Source organism: Psychrobacter sp. ANT_H59 (genome assembly GCF_008369225.1).
GTDB lineage: Bacteria > Pseudomonadota > Gammaproteobacteria > Pseudomonadales > Moraxellaceae > Psychrobacter > Psychrobacter cryohalolentis.
In genome coordinates, this window is record NZ_VOBE01000004.1 from 125,300 (window position 1) to 151,749 (window position 26,450).

The 26,450-nt window shown below is 43.0% G+C and carries 21 protein-coding genes; 8 read left to right on the forward strand and 13 right to left on the reverse strand.

Annotated features, from left to right (window positions below; all coding sequences use genetic code 11):
* Nucleotides 1-52: 52 nt before the first annotated feature.
* The gene (gene pepN, locus FQ083_RS08115) at nucleotides 53-2,653 is read right to left on the reverse strand and encodes an aminopeptidase N (protein ID WP_223145232.1); all 2,601 of its coding nucleotides are present in this window, start codon (nucleotides 2,651-2,653) and stop codon (nucleotides 53-55) included.
* 426 nt (nucleotides 2,654-3,079) lie between these two features.
* Between pepN and pal the strand changes: the two genes are divergently transcribed.
* Both pal and FQ083_RS08125 read left to right on the forward strand, forming a co-directional pair.
* A complete protein-coding gene (gene pal, locus FQ083_RS08120) occupies nucleotides 3,080-3,598 on the forward strand; it encodes a peptidoglycan-associated lipoprotein Pal (protein ID WP_149409498.1) in 519 nt (172 codons plus the stop codon).
* A gap of 115 nt (nucleotides 3,599-3,713) precedes the next feature.
* Nucleotides 3,714-4,421 (forward strand): 4'-phosphopantetheinyl transferase superfamily protein, encoded by a 708-nt coding sequence (locus FQ083_RS08125; protein ID WP_149409499.1) that lies wholly within the window; start codon nucleotides 3,714-3,716, stop codon nucleotides 4,419-4,421.
* 128 nt (nucleotides 4,422-4,549) lie between these two features.
* On the opposite strand, the gene FQ083_RS08130 is transcribed toward FQ083_RS08125, so the two are convergent.
* Nucleotides 4,550-5,419, reverse strand: a complete 870-nt coding sequence (locus tag FQ083_RS08130; protein ID WP_149409500.1) for a hypothetical protein — start codon at nucleotides 5,417-5,419, stop codon at nucleotides 4,550-4,552.
* 643 nt (nucleotides 5,420-6,062) lie between these two features.
* Between FQ083_RS08130 and FQ083_RS08135 the strand changes: the two genes are divergently transcribed.
* Complete coding sequence (locus FQ083_RS08135; protein WP_149409501.1) at nucleotides 6,063-6,821, forward strand: IclR family transcriptional regulator; 759 nt, start codon at nucleotides 6,063-6,065, stop codon at nucleotides 6,819-6,821.
* Nucleotides 6,822-6,905: 84 nt separating this feature from the next.
* Here FQ083_RS08135 and mmsB read toward each other — a convergent pair whose 3' ends face one another.
* The 8 genes from mmsB to FQ083_RS08175 all read right to left on the reverse strand — a co-directional run bounded on the left by mmsB (nucleotide 6,906) and on the right by FQ083_RS08175 (nucleotide 18,610).
* Nucleotides 6,906-7,871: a 3-hydroxyisobutyrate dehydrogenase gene (gene mmsB, locus FQ083_RS08140; RefSeq protein WP_149409502.1), complete on the reverse strand. Its 966-nt coding sequence runs from the start codon at nucleotides 7,869-7,871 to the stop codon at nucleotides 6,906-6,908.
* Nucleotides 7,872-7,982: 111 nt separating this feature from the next.
* Nucleotides 7,983-9,227, reverse strand: coding sequence for an enoyl-CoA hydratase/isomerase family protein (locus tag FQ083_RS08145; protein WP_149409503.1), 1,245 nt, complete (start codon nucleotides 9,225-9,227; stop codon nucleotides 7,983-7,985).
* 81 nt (nucleotides 9,228-9,308) lie between these two features.
* A complete protein-coding gene (locus tag FQ083_RS08150) occupies nucleotides 9,309-10,091 on the reverse strand; it encodes an enoyl-CoA hydratase (protein ID WP_149409504.1) in 783 nt (260 codons plus the stop codon).
* Between the two features lie 45 nt (nucleotides 10,092-10,136).
* Complete coding sequence (locus FQ083_RS08155) at nucleotides 10,137-11,297, reverse strand: acyl-CoA dehydrogenase family protein (RefSeq protein ID WP_149409505.1); 1,161 nt, start codon at nucleotides 11,295-11,297, stop codon at nucleotides 10,137-10,139.
* A 63-nt stretch (nucleotides 11,298-11,360) separates the two neighbouring features.
* Nucleotides 11,361-12,845, reverse strand: a complete 1,485-nt coding sequence (locus FQ083_RS08160; protein ID WP_149409506.1) for a CoA-acylating methylmalonate-semialdehyde dehydrogenase — start codon at nucleotides 12,843-12,845, stop codon at nucleotides 11,361-11,363.
* A gap of 336 nt (nucleotides 12,846-13,181) precedes the next feature.
* Entirely contained in the window at nucleotides 13,182-15,227 is a 2,046-nt protein-coding gene (locus FQ083_RS08165) for a propionate--CoA ligase (RefSeq protein WP_149409507.1), read from the reverse strand.
* Between the two features lie 221 nt (nucleotides 15,228-15,448).
* Nucleotides 15,449-17,119, reverse strand: coding sequence for a fatty acid--CoA ligase (locus FQ083_RS08170; protein WP_011513850.1), 1,671 nt, complete (start codon nucleotides 17,117-17,119; stop codon nucleotides 15,449-15,451).
* Nucleotides 17,120-17,371: 252 nt separating this feature from the next.
* On the reverse strand, nucleotides 17,372-18,610 hold the full coding sequence (locus FQ083_RS08175; protein ID WP_262881057.1) for an MFS transporter: 1,239 nt from the start codon (nucleotides 18,608-18,610) through the stop codon (nucleotides 17,372-17,374).
* 527 nt (nucleotides 18,611-19,137) lie between these two features.
* On the opposite strand from FQ083_RS08175, the gene FQ083_RS08180 reads away from it, so the two are divergent.
* Nucleotides 19,138-19,560 carry a tetratricopeptide repeat protein gene (locus FQ083_RS08180; RefSeq protein WP_149409508.1) on the forward strand — a complete coding sequence of 141 codons (423 nt, stop codon included), beginning with the start codon at nucleotides 19,138-19,140 and terminating at the stop codon, nucleotides 19,558-19,560.
* A 193-nt stretch (nucleotides 19,561-19,753) separates the two neighbouring features.
* Nucleotides 19,754-20,500 carry a hypothetical protein gene (locus tag FQ083_RS08185; RefSeq protein WP_149409509.1) on the forward strand — a complete coding sequence of 249 codons (747 nt, stop codon included), beginning with the start codon at nucleotides 19,754-19,756 and terminating at the stop codon, nucleotides 20,498-20,500.
* 28 nt (nucleotides 20,501-20,528) lie between these two features.
* On the opposite strand, the gene FQ083_RS12680 is transcribed toward FQ083_RS08185, so the two are convergent.
* The gene (locus FQ083_RS12680) at nucleotides 20,529-20,678 is read right to left on the reverse strand and encodes a hypothetical protein (RefSeq protein ID WP_188004095.1); all 150 of its coding nucleotides are present in this window, start codon (nucleotides 20,676-20,678) and stop codon (nucleotides 20,529-20,531) included.
* A 170-nt stretch (nucleotides 20,679-20,848) separates the two neighbouring features.
* Nucleotides 20,849-21,397, reverse strand: coding sequence for an Rrf2 family transcriptional regulator (locus tag FQ083_RS08190; RefSeq protein ID WP_149409510.1), 549 nt, complete (start codon nucleotides 21,395-21,397; stop codon nucleotides 20,849-20,851).
* Nucleotides 21,398-21,886: 489 nt separating this feature from the next.
* Between FQ083_RS08190 and ychF the strand changes: the two genes are divergently transcribed.
* The 3 genes from ychF (at nucleotide 21,887) to FQ083_RS08205 (ending at nucleotide 25,311) form a co-directional block, all read left to right on the forward strand.
* Entirely contained in the window at nucleotides 21,887-22,978 is a 1,092-nt protein-coding gene (gene ychF, locus FQ083_RS08195) for a redox-regulated ATPase YchF (RefSeq protein ID WP_011513855.1), read from the forward strand.
* A gap of 136 nt (nucleotides 22,979-23,114) precedes the next feature.
* A complete protein-coding gene (locus FQ083_RS08200) occupies nucleotides 23,115-24,548 on the forward strand; it encodes a deoxyguanosinetriphosphate triphosphohydrolase (protein ID WP_149409511.1) in 1,434 nt (477 codons plus the stop codon).
* Nucleotides 24,549-24,630: 82 nt separating this feature from the next.
* Nucleotides 24,631-25,311, forward strand: a complete 681-nt coding sequence (locus tag FQ083_RS08205) for a TetR family transcriptional regulator (protein ID WP_011513857.1) — start codon at nucleotides 24,631-24,633, stop codon at nucleotides 25,309-25,311.
* 49 nt (nucleotides 25,312-25,360) lie between these two features.
* Here FQ083_RS08205 and gspK read toward each other — a convergent pair whose 3' ends face one another.
* On the reverse strand, nucleotides 25,361-26,449 hold the full coding sequence (gene gspK / locus FQ083_RS08210) for a type II secretion system minor pseudopilin GspK (protein WP_149409512.1): 1,089 nt from the start codon (nucleotides 26,447-26,449) through the stop codon (nucleotides 25,361-25,363).
* Between the last annotated feature and the right edge of the window lies 1 nt (nucleotide 26,450).

Consider the following 26,450-nt stretch of genomic DNA (forward strand, 5'->3'; position numbering starts at 1 on the left):
AGACGGGCTTTTTTCATGTTTAAGATTATGACTTTAGTTTTCTAAGACAGCTCTATGCAGTCGCTGTACCCAGTACACTGCTTAGACTCTCATGCACATGCTTAGAGGATACTTGCTGCTGCACATCAAGCAGCTGCGAATGAGCCATTTGACGGCGTGGCTCAGCTAACGTATTCCAACGTGCTAATACTTGTAGTAGGCGCGAGGCTATCATCGGGTTAGAATCATCTAGCTTCTTAATCACGTCTGTATAGATATCCAAACCTTCTTGCGTCCATAATGCAGTTGGCTGCGAGGTAAAAGCGCTGATGACTGAACGTACGCGATTGGGCGTATTCCAATCGAAATCTTCATGTGCTAATAGTGATTTAATAACATCAGCATTGATGTTGTCAGCAGATGCTTGGACACTAAACCATAAATCAATCACCAAATCATCGGCTTGAAAACGCTGATAAAAATCTGCCAAGTACGCATCAGCATTTGCCACTTGATGATTGACCATGGCCTTTAGTGCCCCAAAACGTTCCGTCATACAGCTGGCATTATCATACTGCTGCTGTGCCCACTCTACAGCGCCTTCAACGTTTGCCGTCAATGCCATATCTAGCACCACATTACGTAGTGCCCGTTCACCACGAGCTTCTGCACTGTCTTCATAGGAGTGCAATGGCAGTTGCTTGTAAAGCATTTCCCATTGATCTTTTAACGCCTCTGCTAGCTGCTGATACAAACTTTCACGCTGCGCTTTGACCACTTCTGGATCATAATCTTCAGGAATAGCAGCCGCCAACTCTTGAGCTGATGGAATATCAAGTAAACGCGCTGCTAGCATTGCATCTTCACCTGCGAGCACTGGCAATGTCTGCGCCAATGCAGCTAGATAAACATCAGGATTGCTCTTTGTGCCTTGGGTGGGCAACAAAATACGGTTGACCAGCATCTGCGTCACTTGCCAACGATTGAAGCCATTGGTTTCATGTTTAAGTAAAAATGCCAAATCTTCATCTTGATAATCATAATTCAGCTGTACAGGCGCACTAAAATCACGTAGCAAAGACACCACAGGCTCAGCACTTACGCCTTCAAAAGTAAAGGTTTGCTCCGCTTCATCCAACAGCAACATACGCTCAGCAATAATTTTGCCGCTTTCTTTATCAAATAATGCCGTTGCAACTGGAATTGGCAAGGGTTTTGGCGTATCAAAGCCGCTGACATGGCGGGTTTGCTGACTCAACGTAATGATTAATGTTTGCGTGGCGCTATCATAGTCTTGATGACCAGACACTACTGGCGTACCCGGCTGGCGATACCAATCGATAAATTCTTCTACTTTACCGTTAGTAATACTAAGCGCAGATAAAAAGTCTTCAACCGTGACCGCTTGACCATCATAACGACGGAAATACTCGTCCGTCCCTTTTCGGAAATCATCAGCGCCCAAGGTATTGGCTATCATACGTACAATTTCAGCGCCTTTTTCATAGACGGTGGTGGTATAAAAATTATTAATCTCAACAAAACTCTCAGGACGTACAGGATGGGCAAGTGGTCCTGCATCCTCTGCAAACTGATGGGCACGCAAAGTCGCGACATCATCGATACGTTGCACCGCGCTTGATTGCTGATCCGCTGAAAACGATTGATCGCGGTAGACGGTAAAGCCTTCTTTTAAACATAACTGAAACCAGTCACGACAAGTAATCCGATTGCCTGTCCAATTATGGAAATACTCATGGGCGATAATAGCTTTTACGCTAAAGCTACGGGTATCAGTAGTGGTTTCGGGGCTCGATAATACACAGGCAGTATTAAAGATATTTAGCCCTTTATTTTCCATCGCACCCATATTAAATTGACTGACCGCAACGATCATATAACGGTCTAAGTCATAAGCACGACCGTAATTGACTTCATCCCATTGCATCGAATCTTTGAGTGCTTGCATACCAACATCACACTTATCGATATCAGCTGACTTTGCATACACTTCAAGCAAGACTTCTCGACCTTCACTGGTCGTATAACTATCCGCTAATACATCCAAGTCAGCGACCACACAAGCAAATAGATAGCTTGGCTTATTGGTCGGATCATGCCAAATCGCATAATGGCGGTTTGGCGCATCGATCATCTCCCCCGCTTCAACCAAATTACCATTGGCTAGTAGTGTTGGATAGCGCTTGTCTGCTTCAAGGCGAGTGGTAAATATCGCGAGTACGTCAGGGCGGTCTGGATAAAAGGTAATTTTACGGAAACCTTCCGGCTCGCACTGGGTGACAAACATCGTCTCATCACCACTGCCCGCCATATAAAACCCCTCAAGGGCAGTATTGGTCTGTGGACAGATACGCACTTGTAGCGCCAATGTCAACTCATCAGGAGCATCACTAATCGTAAGCTTACCTGCTGACAGCTCATAGCGTTCAGCACTCAATGCCTCACCATTCATCATAAGAGCCAACAGCTCTAAATCTTCACCAAATAAAACGATATCGCCTGCGCTTTGACGTACCATCTTTAGAGTACTGTCTACCTGTGCATGGTCTTCAAATAACTTGATATCTAAGCTGACAGTTTCAACATCGAAGCTTGGCTTTTGATAGTCTTTTAAATTGATTTTACTGGGCGCATGGAGAGGCACATCAGGCATTTCAGCATTGATGATTTGCGCATCGTTTTCAGCGGTAGACATATAGATTCCTATTAGTTTTTATGATGATTATATTTATAACAGCCTTTATAGCAAGACTTAAGCGACACTTAAGCGACACTTAAGCGACACTTCGATACTGTCGCAATACCTATGTAAGATACCTAAGTACATTGACTTAAAGCGCCAAATTTCAAGGTTACTGTTAAATTAAAATAAGAAAGGTAACGATGATAAGAATCCCTATATAATGGCGTAAATCTTGGCGTAATGCGCATTATATCTATTTGTAAACTCTAGCATTATTTACAGTAATAGTACTTACATAAAGTAACATTTAGTATATTATAGATAGCAATTGCCTAAGTTTTATCGTAAGCAGTTTACAACAACAAATCTAATTCATTAAAATTTTTGGAGCTTATTATGTCAACCAGTTTTTCAAAAATCGCTGCCTTCGCTGTATTATCAAGCGCTGTTGTTCTAGCATCAGGTTGTGCCACCAAGCGCGCCACTTCTGAAGTCGTCGTTGCCCCTCTAGGTATCCCAGGTGGTCAAGTTGGCTACAATGGTGCTGTTATCGTAGACAACTCAAACGCAATTATCACCGGTGCTGAGAACATCCAAGCCGTTGTATATTTTGCCTTTGACAGCAGTGCGATCACTTCACAATCTGCAGGTGTCTTAAACCAACACGCGGGTCTGTTAAAATCTAACCCAAATGCAGGCGTAGTTATCGCGGGTCACACCGATGAGCGCGGTAGCCGTGAATATAACATCGCATTGGGTGAGCGCCGTGCCCAAGCAGCACGTGATTATCTTGCCGCTCAAGGCGTTGCAGCAAATAATATCCGTGTCATCAGCTATGGCGAAGAGCGTCCTGCTGCTGCCGGTACGAACGAAGATGCCTATGCCCAAAACCGCCGTGCTGAACTGTCTTACTAAGTATATAGCATAAGACATTATAAGCATTCAAAAGCCCAACAAGCCTATTGTTGGGCTTTTTGTTAGGCTAAGATAAATCGCGATATAAACCATAAGTTTCTACAAAATACAGACTATGCAAAACTTAATGCTACACGATATTCTCTATACTCAGCTCGACCCCATGACAATGACGTGGTGTGCGACTGCTAAAGTGCGTGCTTCACATTGTGATATTAAAAAAACCACTACTTGCTTAGCTGCCCCTCAAATTGCTTATAACCAACGCCAGCAGCAACGTGCAGGCGTAAGGTTATTATTGCAGGCATTGCTCAAAAGACTGGATATCGTCGATCGTTTAGATGAATCAAATTTTCCTTATCGACTCACTCATAGCCAATATTATGTGTGTTTTAGCCATACCAATGGCAATAATAAAAATACTACTCGAATACAAAATGATATAGAAAAATCAGACATACCATACGTCAAGGTCGCTGTCGTTATCAGTCGCCATCGTGCCTCGGGTATTGATATCGAAGTCAATGCCGTGAAATGGCAGGTAGCAAAGCGATTCTATCATCCAAAAGAGCTGGCTATCTTGCAAGCATTGCCAATGATACAGCGTAACTCTGCCATAAAATGTCTTTGGCAAATAAAAGAAAGCTTTATCAAGATAGATCAATATACGCTTGCCCAAGGTTTAGGCATGGATTATTCCGCCATCATTATTGATGTACTCAATCAGCCTATAGAAATCCTACCTTTGCTTACTCTGACTGACGATAAGACTAACTATCGAATTTCTGTTATTTCCTCACAGCAAACTGTTATTGTTTATTGATAAATCTCAAATACCTGATAATAAGTGATATTTATTACTTTATTTTAGACATAAAAAAACGACCCTCAAAAGGATCGTTTTTTTATACTTATTCTTCTGTTAACAACAGTATTTAAACGGTTGTTAAATTAGAAGCGATAAGTTGCACCAACTTTAACAATTGGCATCCACTCTAACCAGTTTTTATCTTCTAGTTCTCTTTCAGCTTTATCAGCAACGCTAGCTGAAGTTTCGCCTGTGATAACGCCATTTTCATCTCTAATAAAGCCGTTTGCGCCGCCAACTGAAGTAACATCAGCATCAGTTTTACCCATATATGCAGCGCCTAGCTCGCCAAACAGACCAAAGTTATTGGTAATGTTAGGACGGAAGCCAATAGTAGCATAAGGAGCTAGCGTGTTACGGTGCTCAAGGCTACCTTTTAAAGTACCTACATCGTCTGCATTATATTGCTTGCCGTTAACTTTATAAACGCCACCATTAGGATTAGAAGTTACGTTGATTTCGTTATCAGGAACGATGATACCAGCACCCATAGTGAACCAGTTTGCCATAGGACGTACTTGTACGCCTAGGTACGGGTTGCTAAAATCAGTATCTACATCGTAGTTTACGTCGTTAGCATCAAAGTCGCCGCCGAATAAATCAGCAGCATCGCCGCCTGCCCAACCAGCTTGAATTTCAGTTTTGTCGTTTAAGCCCCAAGCGATGTTAGCACCATAACCTAAAGTACCAACTTCAGCACTGATCGCTGCTGGATGAGTAACGGTTTGGAAGAAAGTCTTAGTACCGCCAACAACTGCACCAGTGGTGTTACGTAACACACCAGCATCTGCATTATAGGCATAACCAGCGTCTGCTTGATAAGCAACTGCTACTGGCTCAGCTTCGTATACAACAGCATCATTGCCATCAATAACAATAACTGGATCAGCTGCAAGAGCAGCAGTTGAGGCTAAAACGGCAGCAGTGATTGCTGTTAATTGAATAAGTTTCATAATTACTCTCCTAAAGTATGAAATAACACGCCCATAAAAAAATGAAAATCTAACTTTTTTAAACAATCATTTTGATGCGAGGATTAAAACAATTTTGGCTCAAAAAGTCACCCCTAAAGATGCACTTTTTATTTGCCATTATGTAAAGATTGCATAGATATTGTAATAATTACTACACCAGCCCGCAATATTTCGCCCTTTTGTTACACAATGCTATTAAAGCCACCGCGCAGCCTACACATGATTATTGGAATGCTTAACGCTCATGTAAAGGTATTACAAAATATGTCTGCATGATGAAGCATCTTGCGAAATAACGCAATAACAGTTATGGAGTTAATTACTACAGATTGTTGTACTTTGTGACTGAACGTATCTAGTATTGCTACGAAAACCGAAAAATTCTTAGATAATTTTGTTATAAATTCACGCAATGTAAATACGTTACTATATAATGAGAGGCAGGCTTGTCTAAGGGTTATATTGTGCTAAATTAGAGTCAGTAAGCCAATTACTGTATGCTTTTATACTTATCCATTTTTAGCCTTATCGCCTTGACTGTTCTACTCTATTTTTAGAGGCGATTATATCCGTTATGATATAGCTACTTGCTTTGTTTTTTTATTATTACTGAGTCATTTATATGCCTAAAGTATCGTCGATTACCCGTGTGCTAGAGATTATTGAGGCGGTATCTTATGCCTCAAAACCGATTTCGCCACTAGAGCTATCGCAGGAGCTTGATATTCCGAAGCCAACCATTCATCGATTGATTCAAAATCTGGTTGATGAAGGGTTTGTGACAATTGATATTGGCGGCGGTATTATACCGGGTAAACGTGTACGCAATTTGGGCGTTGAGCTTTGGCAGCAGCGACTGTTCTTTAATGAACGTCAAATGATTTTGCAAAAACTGGTCGATGAGCTAAAAGAAACCTGCGGTATCGGTGTTCCTTATCACATGAATATGATCTATACCAACCGCGCACAAACGACCTTGCCGATACAGATTTATTTACCAGTGGGCGCAAAGTCGCCAATGTGGTGTACAGCGACTGGGAAGCTGTATTTAAGTCAGTTGCCGAGTGCAAGCCGCGAAAAAATACTACAAAATTTATCACTAGATAAGTTCACCAAAAACACCATCACTGATATCGACAAATTAAACGCTGAGCTTGATCGTATCGCTGAAACAGGCATAGGTATCGATAACGAAGAGTTTATCTCTGAGATGGTGGCAATCGCCGTACCTATAAGGGATAGGAAATCACGCTACCTTGCTTCGCTATATCTGCATGCACCGACCATACGGGTGTCTTTAGATGACCTCTTAACCTATGTGCCACGACTGCAAAAAGCGGCGCAAGATATTCAGTCTCTGGTCTATGAGCTGCCAAGTTAAATGCCTTGATATAAACTAGAAATAAGTCAAAAAAGGTCTGCACTATTACCATAATGCAGATCTTTTTTTGGTATTCTTGATAATTTAAGACAATACAGAGCTGTCGTGACGCGCCATAATGCTAGAAAAATCTCTATCGCCATTCTCGATCGTATGCGCGGCATAAAGCTCAGTTGCTTTAGCGCCCATTGGTGTCTCTACATGCGTATCTTGAGCGGTTTGCATGGCAAGGTTAAGATCCTTTTGCATCAGCTTACTCATAAAGCCGCCTTGATAGCCATTGCTCGATGGGACATTTTCCATCACTTGCGGGTACGGGTTGTAGACTTCTAGCGTCCAGTTACGACCGGAGCTTTGTAGCATGATATCCGATAGTACCTTTGGATCGAGACCATTTTTGACGCCTAGATTAATCGCCTCTGCCGTTCCTGCCATCAGAATTCCAAGCAGCATGTTATTACAGATTTTAGCTACTTGTCCTGCACCATGCTCGCCTGCGTGGAAGATATTTTTTCCCATTACAGCCAGTATCGGTTCAGCTTTGGCAAAGGCTGCATTGTCTCCACCAACGATAAAGGTCAATGTGCCAGCGATAGCGCCACCTGTACCGCCAGAGACTGGCGCATCTAAAAAATCAATACCAAGTTTACTTGCAACTTCTGCTACATTCCTAGCATCAGCTGCTGCTATGGTACTGCTATCGATAACCAAAGTACCTTTTGGTAAGTCTACAAGTAGACCGTCAGAGCTACCTTCTCCTAGATAGACAGAATGCACGTGCTTGCCAGCAGGTAACATACTGATAATCACTTGGGCATTTTGAGCAGCATCTCTCGGACTCTCTGCTACATGGGCACCCGCTTGTTGCAAGCGCGCGGTCGCCTCTACAGATAAATCATAAACCGAAAGCGTATAACCTGCCTTTAACAAGTTTTCTGCCATTGGACCGCCCATGTGACCTAGTCCAATAAAGGCAATATTTGGCTTTGCCGTATTACCATCATTATCAGTCGTAGTTGTACTACTTGAACCTGTATCCTTTGTAGCCATCTCATCGCTCCTTGATGATTGATTATGCAATTAGTTTTAATTTTTCAAATTTCACTTAATCTAGTCACTTAATCCAGTTAAGTTGGCTTAAATCAGATGCTAAATATCTGGTTAGCGAACAGCCTCATTACCCAATGCAGCAGCGCTAAGCCAATCGTCTAAAGGATGCTCGCCTTTAGCATATGGGTTGGTAAAATGCTGCTGGATATAATCTTGTCCCTCTGCGCTCAAACACTCAGCTAACGTACGAGACCAGTTTGGCGTCCGATCTTTATCAATCAATAACGCCCGCACGCCTTCCTTAAAATCAGGGTTAGCCGCACAATGTACAGCGACATTGGTCTCTAGGTACAAAACTTGCTCTAGCGATAAATCCGTCACCTTATGATATAGCGCATAGGTCAATGCCGCAGTCACTGGACAGCCATGTCGATAGGTTGCAATGGCTCGCTGTGTCCAACTGTCGGCAGCAAAATCTGCATCAAGCTCTGTGAGCGCCTCATCACTTTGTAATAGCGCATCGATATCACCCAAACCGCCCCTGTTCATTAGCTGCTGAATAGCACACCAATGCTGCGCAAGCTTACTAGCAGGCAATTCAGCAACAGGCTGCGCCCCCAATGCCCGACTCACGATACTATGGGCACTGTTGTTGTTTTCTTTACTGTGCTTATTCTCTTTATTATTATCAGCTGCCGTTTGCCAGTCGCTCTGTGTTAAGCGCTGCATGATGGCATCATAATCCTGACTTCCAACCCCATATTCTGCTAAGTTGGTCAATAATGCATCGCTACCATTACACATTGCACCTGTCAGCCCTAAGAATAAACCAGTTTTAGCCGGCATACGCTGTAAGAACCAACTGCCGGAAGCATCAGGGAATAGACCAATGGTAATTTCAGGCATAGCAAAACGGGTACGCTCAGTGACCAAGCGATGGCTACAGCCTACCATCAACCCCATACCGCCGCCCATAATGATGCCATCGCCCCACAAAATTAATGGCTTAGGGTAAAAATGCATTTGGCGATAAAGACTATATTCATGACCGAAAAAATCTGTCGCATAAGGATTTGGCATAGGCGCTGTTGCTGACATACTGTCATATAACCTACGAATATCACCGCCAGCACAAAACGCCTTATCGCCCGCGCCTTTTAATAGCAATGCCACTACTTGCTCATCACCTTGCCACTGCTCTAGTTGTTGCGATAACAATTGACACATCTCAACGCTCAAGGCATTAAGAGATTTGGGCATATTTAACGTCATTATCCCAATAAGGTGACCACAATCTGTCGGCTCGGTGCTGAATAATACCGGCGCGTCTGATATGCCTTCTATAGCTGCTGTCATAAATGTGACCTACAAAATGAAAAAGTGAGAAAATATTATTTTGATTAAACTAACTTTTGGTTAAAGTAATTAAGGTATCGTTTATTTATTTTGCCAAACAGGCTTACGCTTCTCTAAAAATGCTTGCACACCTTCGCGCTGATCTTCAGTATCAAACAATTTAACAAAGGCTTCACGTTCATGGATAAGGTTTTGCGCAGGTGGTGTGTGTCTTGCTGCTTGAATAAGTTTTTTGGAATAACTGACTGCAACGGGTGATTGTTTAGCAACTTTTTGCGCCAGTGCTTGAGCTGTTTGTAATCCTTCACCTTTCGCAGCAACTTCTTCGACTAAGCCAATGCGTAGTGCAGTCTCGGCATCGACGCGCTCGCCGCACAATATCATGCGCTTTGCCCAGCCTTCGCCTACCAAAGCCGTTAGATTTTGGGTACCACCAGCACACGGCAACAAGCCAACGCCTGTCTCAGGTAATGCCATTTGAGCATGGTCTTCTGCAATACGGATATCACAAGCGAGTGCGCACTCAAGACCACCGCCCATCGCATAGCCATTGATCACTGCAATGCTAACGCCGCGATAGGCTGACAGTGCTTCGAACGCTTCACCAAAGGCTATCGCCATACTGATTGCGCGACCTTTATCGCCATCTGCAAAATTATTTAAATCGGCACCTGCTGAAAAGAATTTCTCACCATCACCATGAACGATTAACGCATATACCTCATCATTAGCATTAAGATCAGTGACCAGCTGCTTCAGCGCCTTGAGACTGTCCATCGTCCATGTATGAGCAGGTGGGTTATTCAGTGTTAGCGTTGCAGTATGACCATCAATCGATAGTTTTAAGTTGGTATAATCCGTCATGATCAAACATCCTTATCATAAAATCATTTTATTCATATAAATAGATTAACGCAGTTGGCTCAATGCATCATCTTGTAATAGCTGACGCGAGACAATCACGCGCATAATTTCATTGGTACCTTCCAAAATCTGATGCACACGCAAATCTCGCACATGACGCTCAAGTGGATACTCATTGAGATAGCCATAACCACCGTGTAGTTGCAGAGCTTCGTTAGCGACATCAAAACAAAGATCAGTCGATAAACGCTTTGCCATCGCACAATAAGTAGAGGCTTGCGCATCCTTATTATCGACTTTACTGGCCGCTAAATAGAGCATTTGCCGTGCCGTGATGGTTTGAGTCAACATATCAGCAAGCTTAAACTGTACCGACTGCAAGCTGGCAATCGGGCTGCCAAACTGACTGCGCTCTTGCACGTAATTGGTCGCTGTTTCAAGCGCCGCTTGCGCCGTACCTACCGCACAGATACCAATATTAATCCTGCCACCATCAAGCCCCTTCATAGCGATACGAAAGCCTTGACCTTCTTCGCCGATGAGGTTCTCTACTGGCACTTTGACATCTTTAAAGCTAATCGTCCGTGTTGGCTGTGCTTTCCAGCCCATTTTATGCTCGTTTTTGCCGTATTCAATACCAGCACTATCGGCATCAACTACGAATGCTGAAATCCCCTTTGGTCCTGCAGCGCCCGTACGAGCCATAACGACCAACACATCGGTTGAGCCTGCCCCTGAAATAAAGGTTTTTTCACCGTTCAGCACATAATACTCGCCTTGCTTCTCCGCTTTGGTACGCAGTGATGCGGCATCAGAACCGGCATTAGGCTCCGTCAAACAGTAACTGCCTAGCCATTCACCGCTGACCATATTTGGCAAATATTTTTTGCACAATGTATCACTGCCAAACTCACCAATCATCCAGCCTGCCATATTATGAATACTCATATAAGCAGCTACTGCAGTATCACCCCATGCTAGCTCTTCAAAAACCATGGCAGAATCTAAACGCGGCAAGCCCAAGCCATCATACTCAGGGTTGGTATATAACCCTAAAAAGCCAAGCTCGCCTGATTTTTTGATGACATCAATTGGGAAATGCGAAGTGCGATCCCATTCAGCAGCATTGGGCTTTAGCTCTTTTTGTGCAAACTGTCTAGCAGTTTGTCGAAAGGCAATTTGGTCATCGGTCAATGAAAAATCCATGGGGTCATCCTTGTGCTGAATAGAGTATACTAAAGCGTCAATGCAAATATAGGTGATTCAGCGTTAAATTGAAATAGTCGTATTAACACCGCGACTTGCTTCATCATCAAACCAGCGCGCTGTAACGGTCTTGGTTTGGGTATAAAATTGCACTGCTTGCTTACCATAAGGACCTAAATCACCAAGCTTACTAGCACGTGAACCTGAAAACGAGAACATTGGTAGTGGCACAGGAATCGGCAGGTTAATACCGATTTGACCGACTTGGATATCTTGCTGGAACTTATGCGCTGCAGCTCCTGACTGAGTGAAGATAGCAGTACCATTACCATGCGGATTGGCATTCAGCATCTCTATCGCTTCATCTAAGCTATTGGCACGCATGATACACAGGACAGGTCCAAAAATTTCTTCTTTATAGATTTGCATATCGCTTGTGACATTATCAAAGATAGTTGGACCAACGAAGTTGCCCTTTTCATAACCTTCAACTGTAATACCACGACCATCAAGTATCAAGCTCGCCCCTTCTTCTACCCCTGTGCCAATCAAATGCTCAACACGCGCTTTTGCCGCAGGAGAAATCAATGGACCCAAATCTTTATCATGTTTACCGGCTGAGACAATCAAACCCTCTGCTTTGGCCTTGATATCATCAATCCACTCACCAGCGGCACCGACAAGGACAACGACAGACAGCGCCATACAACGTTGACCGGCAGCACCAAATGCAGCACCTGCTAGCTGATTAAGGGTTTGCTCTTTATTAGCATCTGGCAGGATAACGCCATGGTTTTTTGCGCCCATCATACACTGTGCGCGTTTGCCTGATTGACTGGCACGCTCATAGACATGTTTACCAACGTTGGTCGAACCGACAAAAGAAACTGCTTTGATATCAGGATGATCGCAAATGGCATCGACAGTGGCTTTGCCGCCATGTACGACGTTTAGCACGCCTTCAGGTACGCCCGCTTCAATAGCAAGCTCAACCAAACGCATGGTCACCATCGGATCTTGTTCAGAAGGTTTTAAGATAAAAGTATTACCCGTGGCAATCGCCATTGGAAACATCCACAGTGGAATCATCGCTGGGAAGTTAAATGGTGTGATGCCAGCACAAACGCCAAGCGGCTGCCAAATGCTATAGGTATCAACACCTGATGCAACGTTTTCAACAAAGTCACCAATCTGCAGGTTTGCAATGCCTGCTGCATGCTCAACCACTTCTAAACCACGGAACACATCACCACGCGCATCAGCAATGGTCTTGCCCTGCTCTGCAGTCAAGATCTCTGCTAATTCATCCATATGGTCGCGAATCAGTGCTTGATACTTTAAAAAGATACGGGCACGAGTGGTAATTGGTGTTTTGCGCCACGTTTGAAAAGCCGTTTGAGCGGCAGCGACTGCTTGATTGATTTCATCGTCTGTCGTTTGCGGTACCTTGGCAATGACTTCTTGAGTGGCAGGATCGGTAATATCAATCCATTCGCTAGTATTAGAATCAACAAATTGACCATTGATGAGCTGCTTGACGTGGTGCATAAGATATCCTTATCTTGTTTGTAAGACCGCCATTAGGTGACGTCTTAGAATTTTGAAGGCTTTGAGTTTTAAAGCTTTAAATTTAAAAACTTAGAATTTATCATTCTGTCATATAATTTTAAAATGATTTATTTCGTATCGTTATTGACTATAACAATAAAACAATTTTAGGGTCAAGCTCTTTATGATTCTTTTAGCAAAGTTAATGTTACTGTCCGATTTATCTACTACTATCCGCAGGTCTTTAGCGACAATAAAAAAAGCCCATGAGCATTCATGAGCTTTTTAGATAAAGGCAATTTTAAACTGTTGCTTAAAATATACCTAAAAATGCACCTAGTAATCTTTCATAGATTGCTTGACCGCATCAATAGCCGTTGGATTATCAAGGGTAGACATATCACCAGTGGGTTTATCCTCTGCTAACGCCCGAATAGCACGGCGCAATATCTTACCAGAGCGCGTCTTTGGTAATGCTTGCGGGAAATAAATCGCAGCAGGTCGTGCGATACCACCCAAGGATTTCACCACCGCACCGATCACTTGCTGCTCAAGGCGGAAGCGATTTTCAGTCGTTGCCACCAATTCATGATCTTTTAACACACAAAAAGCAATCGGCAGCTCGCCTTTTAGTTCATCTTGAATACCCACGACCGCACACTCTGCGACCTCTGCATGCATACTAATCGCCTCTTCAATCTCTTGGGTGCCCAGTCTATGACCGGCGACGTTAATGACATCATCGGTACGACCGAGAATATGAAAATAGCCGTCTTCGTCAACGACTGCATAGTCCGATGTCGAATATTGATTGCTATCCGCTAAGCTAAAGTAGCTGTCAATAAAGCGCTTATCATTACCCCAAACCGTGGTCAAACAACCCGGTGGTAAGGGCGCACGAATCGCCAGTAAACCTTTTTCGCCTGCTTTACACGGCTCGCCAGTTTCTTCATTGATGACCTGCGCATCGTAGCCATACATAGGATAGCCAGGTGAGCCTTGCTTGTGCGGTTTATCAGCGAACCTAGGAGTATTACTCAGAATAGGCCAACCCGATTCTGTCTGCCAATAATGGTCTAAAATCGGCACACCTAAATGCTTGGTCAGCCAGCTGGCAGTAGACTCATCTAGTGGCTCACCTGCCAAAAAGAAGGATTTGACGCTTGAGACATCATAGCGCGTCATCCATGTCTCATCTTGCTTTTTCAGCATACGTACACCAGTTGGTGCGGTAAACAAAATATTGACCTTGTTGGCTTCCACAATTCGCCACCAGATACCAGGGTTTGGCAGATGCGGTAAGCCTTCATACATAACACTGGTCATGCCAGCGAGCAATGGCGCATAGATGGTATAAGAATGCCCAACGGCCCAACCGATATCAGATATCGCCCAAAACGTCTCGCCTGCCTTACCGTCGTAGATATAGTCCATCGATGTGGTCAGTGCTACTGCATGACCACCGGTATCACGTTGCACGCCTTTTGGTGTGCCCGTCGTACCAGAGGTATAAAGCAAATACGATGGCGTATTAGACTCAAGCCATACAGGCTCGACGATAGCATTGGCTTCACAGCTGATACGGCGTTCAGTGGCATAATCCACATCTAGCTCTTTTACGTCAAACGGCAGAATACCACGATTGACCACTACTACATGATCAGGCTTGGTGGTTGCCTGCTCGATACCTTGATTGACAAGGTTTTTATAGTTGACGACTTTACCACCACGCAAACCTGCATCCACTGTGATGACCATTTTTGCTTCAGCATCATCCATACGAATGGCTAAATTATGGGCAGCAAAGCCACCAAATACCACCGAATGCACTGCACCGATACGCGCACACGCGAGCATTGCATAAGCGGCCTCTAAAATCATTGGCATATAAATGATGACACGATCGCCCTTCTCAATACCGTGACGCTTTAATACATCGGCAAAATAATTCACTTCTTTATATAAGTCATTGTACGTCAGGCGGCGCTTAGTATAGTCGGTATAGAACTCAACATTATTACCCAAGTCTTTAAAAGCATCGACCACAGCAGGATAGGTTTCTACAAGTTCTTGATTAATCTCAGATGACAGCCAAATAAAGGCATCTTGCTCTGCGCGTTCTTCAAGGTGACGATCGACACAGTTATAACAAAGATTGGTTTCACCGCCGACAAACCACTGCGCAAATGGCAAATTACTGTCATCGAGAATCTGCTCAGGCTCTTTATGCCAATAAATACGCTTAGCTTGCTCTGCCCAAAACTCTTCTTTATTTTCAATAGATGAGCGATAGATATCAGCAAAATTTTGAGTGGTAGTTAGTGTCTGAAATGTTGGGGTTGACGCTTGATCGATCATTGCAGTGGCGGTTTGCGCGCTCATAATAGCTGTCCTTAGCATAAATGATGGGTAATACGATGTGATTTGTCCGATAATATCATAATATAAGACTGGCTATCCCGGCCAGCTATCCTTACTAAATCAAAAAACCGATACACTACGTATCGATTTAGTGTGTATCGGTTTAAAATGTAGCAGAGCTAATCATAAAGGTCAACTATTAAGCCTGTTATCTGCTTAATAGTTGAGTTAGTTCAAAAAAACTATACCTCGCTCTGATTGGCATACATCTCACGCATCACTTTTTTGTCATGTTTGCCAACAGAGGTCTTTGGTAGTTCATCGACAAACTTAAACTGACTAGGTATACCGTATTTTGGAATGATACCACGGGCTACTGCCTGCTCTGCCAGCGCTTTGATGTCATCGACTTTGGTATCTTGGCAATTTGGTTTGAGTACTACTAATGCTAATGGACGTTCGCCCCATTGCTTATCACGTACCCCAATCACAGACACATCCGCCACCGAAGGATGTAGCGATAGAATCGTCTCAATCTCTAGTGAAGATATCCACTCGCCACCTGACTTAATCACATCTTTTAAGCGATCGGTGATTTTGATATAGCCATCAGGGCGTATGTAGGCGATGTCTTGGGTATGCATGTAGCCGTTTTCCCATAGCTCTTTGCCAGCGTCATCATTTTTTAAATAGCTTTGGGTCAACCACGGTGCGCGTAATACCAGCTCGCCAGTATTGTCCTGACCTGTACCAACTGGCTGATTGTTCTCTCCCCATACTTGAGCATCAACCATAAGTACAGGCTTACCCGTCATACAGCGGCGAGCAATATCCTCTTCTTCACTCAGCTGCGGCTCATTGAGGCTAAAGTCAGTCAGACTGATTAGAGGTGCGGTCTCAGACATGCCATAACCGGTATAAACTTCAATACCCTGATCCATCGCCGCTTTTGCCAAGCCTTCTGTCAATCGTGAACCACCAATAATCATTTTTAGACCATTAAAGCTGGCACCGCGGTCTTGCGCTTCTTTGAGTACCATTTGCAAAATCGTCGGTACACAGTGGGTGATGCTGACCTTTTCATTGATAATCAAATCCATCAACAAATCGGGTGCATAACGACCAGGATATACTTGCTTTAGACCTGTCATAGTAGCTGTAAAAGGAAAGCCCCACGCATGGACATGGAACATCGGGGTCATTGGCATATAGACATCACCATAGCTGACGCCTTGTTTATTTGGCAACATACCAATCGAAGCTGCTTCTGTCAGAGTATGCAGTACTAACTGACGATGGCTAAAGAACACGCCTTTCGGATCACCTGTCGTACCTGAGGTATAAAAAGTTGTAGCAATGGTGTTTTCATCAAAATCTGGAAAGTCAAAATGGTCATCAGCAGCATCAAGTAGCGCCTCATATTCACCTTTGACACGGTTCTGGTTACCCCCGAATACACCTTCAGAGGTCACGCCATTATCATCCAGCCAAATAATATGCTCAATGCTGGAGTTTTCAAACTGATAATCTTTGACCAAGGGCGCAAATTCAGAGTTAAGTAGCAGGACTTTTGGTTTCGCATGATTAATGGTGTAAAGGATTTTGTCAGGTGATAGACGAATATTGACCGTTTGCAAAATATACTCTGACATCGGCACCGCAAAGTAAGATTCAAGATAGCGATGACTGTCCCAATCCATCACAGCGACCACATCACCAGCATCAAGGTTTAAGCCGTCTAAAACATTCGCCAAACGATTAATACGGTTAAATAAGTCTTTATAAGTAAAACGTTTTTTATCTGCATAAACGATTTCTTGATCTTGTGATACGGTTTTGGCTCGGTTTAATAACTGCTTAACCAATAGCGGAAAATCATAGGCGGATGGCGCACTGTGATAGATATTTGACATAAGTTTAACGTCCTTGTTTATAGTATTTTTGAGTGCAGATAAAAACCAATTGATTGGATATCATTCGTGATTACATAGTGATGTTTTTATCAATAACCTCTTGATAGTAAGAAAAAACCAGCCTCATGTAAAGGCATGACACGTAAGTGGCACAATACTCACTGTTCGAAAATAATCGTTTCTCAATTGCTTAGCTTGTGATAGCTTATTTTATCTCTTATGTTGGTTTGTCTGGTGTTATTTTGTCTGGCATTAAGCAGGACGCGGTTTTGTTTTTATCATGCCAAAACTTGCGACCAAAAGTGCCAATACTTGTACAAATAATAATAGCCAAACGGTTAATGACCATTGTCCACGTGCATAAACGATACCGCACAGCCATGCGCCCATCGTGCCGCCCGCATAATAAGCCATGTAATATAAACCTGAGGCTAATGAACGTCCGTTTTTGACATTGACGGCGATATAGCTAATGGTTGCTGCTTGGGTAACAAAAACGCCTGACGACATAATGGCAAGCCCAATAATAATGCCCCATAATGGCGTGACCAGCGTTAATAACGCACCAAGCATCGAAAAAATCACTGCCACTCGAACGGTGCGTGCTGCCCCAAATCGACGTAACAATGTCGTCGACAATGGCGTGATAATCACTCCGATTAAATACACCGCAAAAATATTGGCAAGCGCGCCAGTGCTGAGCTCATAAGGCGTGCCAGCAAGATGTAGATTGATAAAGGTAAAGCAACCAACGAGCGAAAAAAGCACACAAGCACCGAGCAAACATGCGGTTACCACATAACGATTGGTCAAATGCTCACCAAGCGTTTGCATCGCTGAGCGAAAATTTGGATTGGCTACAAAATGCCGCGACGATGGCAACATCTTGCCAACCCATAGTGCACCGATAAGCGTCATCGCTGCCATCACATAATAGCCTGCACGCCAGCCAATATATTCATGCAAATGCCCCAGTAAGAACCGCCCCATAAAGCCGCCAAGTACCGAGCCTGAGACATAGAATGACATCAGCTCTGTGACAGCTCGCCCCTCGAACTCTTCACCGATATAGGCAATGGTCACAACCGTAATGCCTGGAACAGACAATCCTTGCATAAAGCGCCACATACCGAGCCAGCCAATACTAGGACTTTGGGCGATTAAAGCAGTAGGTATCGCTAAAAACAACAAGGCCCCAACGATAAAAGATTTGCGCCCGACCGCATCAGATAGCATCCCTAAAAACGGTGACATAATGGCAATCGCCATCACTGTTGCGCCAACAACCATCCCTGCCTGCACTTCAGTGGCTGAAAAATCTACCATCAATACTGGCAATACTGCTTGAATAGAATACACCTGCAAAAAGGCGAACATCCCAATCAGACCAATAGTTAACTTCAGCACCCATGAAGGCGAATCAAAGGGAATATTTGTAGTGTTGTTATTTATATGATTATTCAAAAGAGTACTGACTATAAAAAGGCTCATTTAGCTTAGGCTAATTGGGCGTGGGTGATAGAAATACGGCAATAGTACACAAAATATCTAATCTAATAACTGTAAAAATCATGACTTAACATCAAAAAAATTTAATGAATAAGACTTTAATCACAGTATTGTCTATTAAAGTCTTATTCATTAAAGCAGCTGGATTTAAAAGCCAATAACTCTCAAAAAGTTAAGTTGCATTTTATCACAGCATATAACAAACACAGGTTGCGCTATGTTACAAAACAGCATTCAACACCATGATGGCAGTAGCCTGCAAATATAAGCCTATAACTATAAAAACGGCTTATAAAGCGCTCAATAATAAACCGTGGATAAACTCAATCGTCTCTTGAGTCAGCGCAGGTAGGGTGCTATTTTACAGTCCCTTCCAATGTATGGCGTTCAGCAGTAACACAAATGATGTTAAAATAACGATTTTTCCGTATTTTACCTACAGTATTGCCCGTAATTTCAGCCATATGTTGCCTAAAACGCTATGCTTAATTTTAAAAAGGATGTAAGTCATGATTAACACCAAAATATACAAGTCCGTTTATACCTTGGCTGAAAAGCTACTAGAAGCCGATAGAAAAGGTCATCAAGAAGCCTTTAATTGGCTATATAGCGAGTTAAAAGCGATTTGTATCGATAATGAAAATACCGATAAAGACCATCCAGAGCAATGGGAAACGCTAGCCGACTTCACTGCAGAGTTAGATGAAGCGTTGGTCATTTATGATAAGGCACTTGAAAAAGCCAAAGCCATCAACTCAAAAGACCATCTGTCATCCATTGCGTTTTCTATGGCAGTTATCCAAGTTGAATTGGGGCAAAAAGAAGCTGCAATTACCAGCCTGCAGAACGCAAAAATTACCGCCAATAAAATCGAAGATAAAGAGTTTAAAGCGGAAATAGATGAATTACTTACCAAATTGTTAGCAGAATAAACAACTCAAACTTTCGATCCGGTGCCAACACAACATCAAATCAATACATTTCTACATTCGTATATTGATACACATCCTGCTATCTTTTTTATGGCAAACTTTGTATACCTATACATAGGCATAAGCGTTTATATATCAGCAGCCGTATAACCACTAAAATAGTTAAAAAAATAAACCATAAGGACGAGTATTAATGAGCGATAAAATCATAGATTTGGGTGCAGGATTTTGGAACATTCGTGGTACGTTTCGTTTAGGCGGTGTGCTGAATATCGGTACACAATGCTCATTGGTTAAGCTTGCCTCTGGACGATTTGTTTTTTTAGACAGCTATACCTTGACTGATGACGTGCGAGCGCAAGTGATGGCACTGACTAATAATGGACAAGATGTCGAAGCGGTACTTAATTTGCACCCCTTTCATACTGTCCATTGCGCGCAAATGGCAAAAGACTTTCCGCAAGCGACTTTTTATGGCAGTAGTCGGCATCAGAAAAAAGTACCTGAAGTACAGTGGGCAGACGATTTGGTCGAAAGTGATGCGGTCGCTGAGCGTTATCCTGAGCTTAAGTTCTCATTGTCACAAGGGGTTCACTATATCGCACCTAATGAGATGATTCATGCAGGTTCGCTGCTGGCATTCCATCCTGCTAGCAAAAGCTTACACGTCGATGATACTTTTATGAGTCCGCCTACAAAGCTATTAGAAACAGTGTTACCTGAATTATTGCTACATCCTACTACCAAAAAAGCACTAAAAAATGAGTCAAATGCTGGCAAAGAGTATTGTGATTGGGCGAGCAACTTGGCAGATGACTGGCGCGATGTACGCAACTTTTGCGCGGCGCATTCATATTTAGTAAAGTTTAAAGACGGTGAGTTTGAGAAAGCATTATTAAAAGCGATTGCAAAAGCACGACCTAAGCTTGAAAACGCGTAATGGTTGATTGGATAAACGATAAAAAAGGCTACCAAAATAGGTAGCCTTTTTTATCGCGAAACCCTGTTTGCAACGTCGGGGTAACTTGTATGATACTGTCTTGAGTGGCGTTGCTAACCATATCTAAACTTGAGCAACCTGTTAATAACATAACTGCCATAACAGCTGATGCGCTCATTTTGCAAACGCATTTTATAATATGACTCTTTAATAATCTTGAAGTTAATTTAAATAATTTTCACTAGAACAGCATAATATTAATCATAAATTAACAATGATGCTAAGTAGATCACAACATCCTGTCTTATTTAAATTGCCTTTCAAAATAGAGAAAATATGTTATGAAAATTATGATAATAACGCTGCAAGCTCATCCTTATTCTCGATAATGTCTGCCAATGTATAGCGTTCAAGCACGGCAATAAATGCTGTCAACGCTTCAGAAAGCACCTGTTTTAGCTGACAGACCGGACTGATAATACAGCCTGAAGCTATGTGACTTACAGTTTCATCAATCAGTTTTAATGACATATCGTTGGCGCTAGCGTTCTTGTCTTCATCATTTATTACAGCACTATTAATATCAGCGATCGAGCTGTCCAATGAGTTTGTAGAAAAGCACTCAACCAAAGCAAAATCCGGCTCTATTTGTTTAATCAATTCACCCAAATTAATGTCTTTTGGCGCGTGTGCTAAGCGGATACCGCCATTCTTACCGCGCACACTATCGATATAACCAAGCTGTCCGAGCTGCTGGATAATCTTGGTCAAATGACTTTTAGATATATGATAGCTATTGGCAATATCACTGATATTTGCCAATAGCGTCGGCTCGGGCTTAGTCGCCAAATATATTAATGAGCGCAGTGCATAATCACTGTAATTGGTCAATCGCACCTTAAAGTGCTCCTATTTTTAATGGGTCATCCATTTATTCTAAGGGCTGGGCTAGATAAGTAAAGTGATTTAAAACCGCTTTATAAAAAGAAATGGATTGAATGTGGAATAACGCCCCAAGCTTATCGAATCAGTTATTATCCGCTCTCACAAAAACAGTAGAAATCTATTGCTTTCAGCGACTTAGACTATTCACGTATAAAAACCATCAGGAGTCTAAATGTCTAAAGAGAGAAATAGAAGTTAATGAATGCTATTCTGGCAACAAAAGCACCCTATCGTTGTCTATTTTGAAGTGCTTCAACTACAGTAGCTTAGCATAATAATGAGAACCAAAAAGGCAGCTAATACTGCTCGATGAAATTCCAATTAACCAGTATAACAACCTCACCCATATTCGGTTAAATTTGCTACAATACGCCCAATTTTGATTTACTATTTTACTAAGTCTTATATCAACTGATTTTATCAATATATTGAGAGCATGTTATGGGTTTTAATTGCGGCATCGTCGGTCTACCAAACGTGGGTAAATCCACCCTGTTTAACGCCTTGACCAAAGCGGGTATCGCCGCTGAAAACTTTCCATTTTGTACCAAAGATCCCAATACGGGTATCGTTCCAGTGCCTGACCCACGTCTAAAGAAACTGGCTGATATCGTTAACCCTGAGCGCGTACTACCAACGACGATGGAATTTGTTGATATCGCAGGTTTGGTCGCTGGTGCGTCAAAAGGCGAAGGCATGGGCAACCAATTCTTAGCCAATATCCGTGAGACCGATGCGATTGCTCACGTGGTACGCTGTTTTGATGATGACAACGTCGTACACGTTGATGGTCGCGTTAGCCCTATCGACGACATCGAGACCATCAATACTGAATTGGCATTAGCCGATTTAGAAGCGGTTGAGCGCGCGATCTTTAACTTGACCAAAAAAGCCAAAGGCGGTGATAAAGACGCTGGCGCTATGCTTGATATCTTCAAAAAAATTGAACCGTTATTAGCAGAAGGTCAAGCCGCACGCGCCGCCAATCTTGATGCTGATGAGAAAAAATTAATCAGAAGTTATGGTTTAATTACTCTGAAGCCTACCATGTATATCGCTAACGTGAGCGAAGATGGCTTTGAGAATAATCCATATCTTGATGCCGTACGCAACTATGCCACTGGCGAAGATTCTATCGTTATCGCATTGTGTAACCAAATCGAATCTGAAATTGCCCAGCTTGATGAAGATGATAAAAAAGACTTCTTGGCTGAGATGGACATGCTCGAGGCCGGTCTTGACCAAGTGATTCGCGGTGGTTATGATTTGCTTGATATGCAGACTTACTTTACCGCGGGTGTAAAAGAAGTGCGTGCATGGACAGTCGCTGTTGGTGCAACCGCTCCTCAAGCAGCTGGCGTGATTCATACGGATTTTGAGCGTGGCTTTATTCGTGCTGAAGTGATTGCTTATGACGACTTTATCGAACACAACGGTGAAAAAGGTGCTGCTGCTGCCGGTAAATCACGCTTAGAAGGCAAGACTTATATCGTACAAGATGGCGATGTGATGCATTTCCGTTTTAATGTTTAATGCTTAATCTTTAATACTAGACAGCATGTTTACACAGTCTTAGCATAGAACAACCAAAAGCCAGCCTTGATGCTGGCTTTTTTTATTATACTGGGAGCGACAGCCGTTAAATAATAAGAATAAAGGATTATGCACTATGATCGCTCCTATCAACAAACCACTTAATAGCCGTAGCCATTGGGCAAAACTATTTAGTGCCCAGCGTTTAGGCAGTCATAAAAAAGCCCCTGCTCAAGATACTGCGCGCTCTTCTTTTCATAAAGACTATGACCGATTGGTGTTTTCGCATTCCTTTCGTCAACTCAATCAAAAGACCCAAGTCCATCCATTGACCAATCAATTGGGCATTCATACTCGACTTACACATTCACTAGAGGTTTCTTGCATTGGGCGCTCTTTAGGGATCATGGCAGCTGAGAAGCTACATGACAAACTAGAAGGTGGTTTACCTGATGGTGTCACGCCCGCTGATGTGGGTGTGATTGTACAAGCAGCCTGCCTCGCCCATGATATCGGCAATCCACCCTTTGGGCATGCAGGAGAGTACGCTATTCGTGACTGGTTTATGCATTCTGAACGTCAAACCATTCTGCAAAATATGAGCAGCAATGAGCAATTAGACTTGTTGGCTTATGAGGGTAATGCGCAAGGATTTCGTATACTCATCCGTAATGAGCATCACCCTGATGCAGGTGGTATGCGCTTGACTTGTGCCACGCTAGGCGCGTTTATGAAATACCCTTGGCTTGCGACACATAGTAATAATGACACTCAAAGCAGTCATCAAAGTACTCTGCACAGCAGGATATCAGCTAAGGCACAGAAATTTGGCTGCTTTTATAGTGAAGCCGCACAGTTAGAAGAGTTAGCAGCCTGCTTGAGTCTACCTCGCTCAGAGCAGCATGACGGTTATGCTCGCCATCCCCTCGCCTATTTGTTGGAAGCTGCTGACGATATTTGTTATGCGCTGATAGACTTAGAAGATGGTATCAATCTAAATATGCTTACCTACAATGAAGTGGCTGCTATTTTCTATGAGCTGATTGGCGAGCGTCCTAGCACTATCAGCCTGCCTACACATATGTCCGTCAGGCAGCATCTGGCATCACTACGTGCACGAGCAATGATGCGATTGGTCAACACCGTCACCGATGCGTTTGTTGATAATAGTGATGCGATGCTAGCGGGTACACTGCAAGGCAGTCTATTTACCCATTGTGATGCGACCGTTCAGCATGGTATTACCCAAGCCAAAGAGTTAGCACGTGAAAAAATCTTCAACCACCCAAGTAAAGTACGCATGGAGCTAATGGCCAATCAATGTCTGCATCGCCTGTTGGATGCTTTTATGCCGTTAGCTTGGACAAATGAGACAAGCACACCGATGTCCTTTGAACAACAGCGTTTGCTCATGTTGTTAAAGCCCCATCTTGATGAGCATCACCGTGTTTTAACAGATAATATTTATCAAAATACGCTCAATGTCTTAGACTTTATAACCGGTATGAACGACCATGAAGCTTATCGATTGGCCCAAGAGCTACAAGGACATTGGGGAACTGTTGTTTAAAAGCGACATTTAAGCGTATTTCATTCGTATTTTTGCAATGAAATGAGTATGATAGACTTCTATCAGTTAATTTTGAAATATTATGAGCAGTCGCGAACAAAAAAAACTTCAAACTCGGCACGCCTTTTTTAATGCAGTGCTCGATTTATGTATGACAGGACAATCTTTTAGCTCTATTAGCCTCAGACAAGTCACGCGCGAGGTTGGTGTCGTGCCGACCGCATTTTATCGCCATTTTGATGATATGGAATCGCTCGGTCGCGCTTTGGTGATTGAAGAGTTAGGTGGTACATTAGCCACTTTGAGTGAGAGTTTGCATATTGGACGTAAACGCAGCTTTGAGCGTCAAATCGCCAAAAGTATTCAGCTATTCTTGCATATGGTCAGTGAGCAACCCTACTATTGGCAGTTTTTGGTAAGTGAGCGCTATGGTGGCTCGGACGCCGTCCGTAAAGCCATCAATGAGCTTATCAAACAGCATGGGGGAAGCTTAGCAGACGATTTGGCGTTACAACCTGCTTTTACACACATTAATACTTATGATCGTAGACTGCTGGCTGAGGCTGGGGTCAATATGTTTTTTTCTTGGATTATTGATTGGCTAGAGCTGACTTATACTGAAGATCATGATGATGAAGTCGACTTGGCTGAAATTGAACAGCGAAAGCAACTGATGCTACATAACTGTACGCGCCAAGCACAGATGTTGTTTTATGGCGCTTATAATTGGAAATCTACTGAAGAAACTCATTTAAGTGATTAATAAGACATATACTTGATTGTTTTTGATGATTATCGTTTAATGATAATAATTAAAAATTCGGTCGAAATGCCCAAATTCGTTGCGTCACCACGCGAACCTCTTTGGGCTTTTTGTTATCAGAGTTTTTATTATTGATATTGGTATTATTGGCATTATCGTTAGTATTGCTACTGCTATTTCCCCTATCATCAGTAGCAGTCTTGCTAATCATGATGGTTGCATAGCGTTGTCTTGCCTGACCAAAGGTTGCATTATCCGTAGCAGTGATAAGTGCCGTAAAAGCTTGGCTATCAACCGCCAGGAGTGGCGCTAGTGCTTTTCGTTGCTTCTCATTTAAACTACCTAATATTGGCAGCTGCCATATCTCATCAATAGATTCGAATACTTGCTTTTCCCGTAGATCAACGATGGTTTGCATTTGCTGGCTAGTCGCGCCGTCGATCAGAGCAGCAAGTATCACCGGACTGGCTGTATTCATATTAATAGGTAAATAATGTGGCACCACTATGATATAAGGTCGTAGCACTGCCAATACTTCCGCATTGATGCCTTTCACATTTTGCAGCTGATCGATATTGACCAATCGTTGATTGGGTAAATCGCTATCCGCTGAGCTATTAGACTGCTGGTTATAAACCGTACTTTCATCGCCGCCATCTTGATAAATCTCACTGTCTGTATCTTGATAATCAAGAACAGCAATAGCAATATCTGGTGCCAAATTCAATTGGGTTAATAGCCGTTGCAATACTGCCAAAGCATTACTATCGACTGCGCCATTTTGATATAAATTATTGATATTAAAGCGACTGGCTTCATCACGCATCTCAATGCCAATACTATGTGTGCCCAAGGTATAAGGGGGTACAGGCTTTGCCCAGATATCTTGCGTACTATCAGTGTCATTTAGATTAGCATCGGCACGAATCATCGTAACCGCTAGTTGCTGACCGGCATCGATATCTTGTAAGAGCTGGTTTTGATCAAACAACAAACCGCTGCGTCTAATCGCAATTTTTTGGCTGGCAAGCATCGCCCCTGCGACCACCGTAATACTAACCACTAGTAATAAAATGGTAAGTAGCGCGACACCACGCTGAGAGTCGGTTTTCATGGGCATAACTGGCATGCTTGGCATA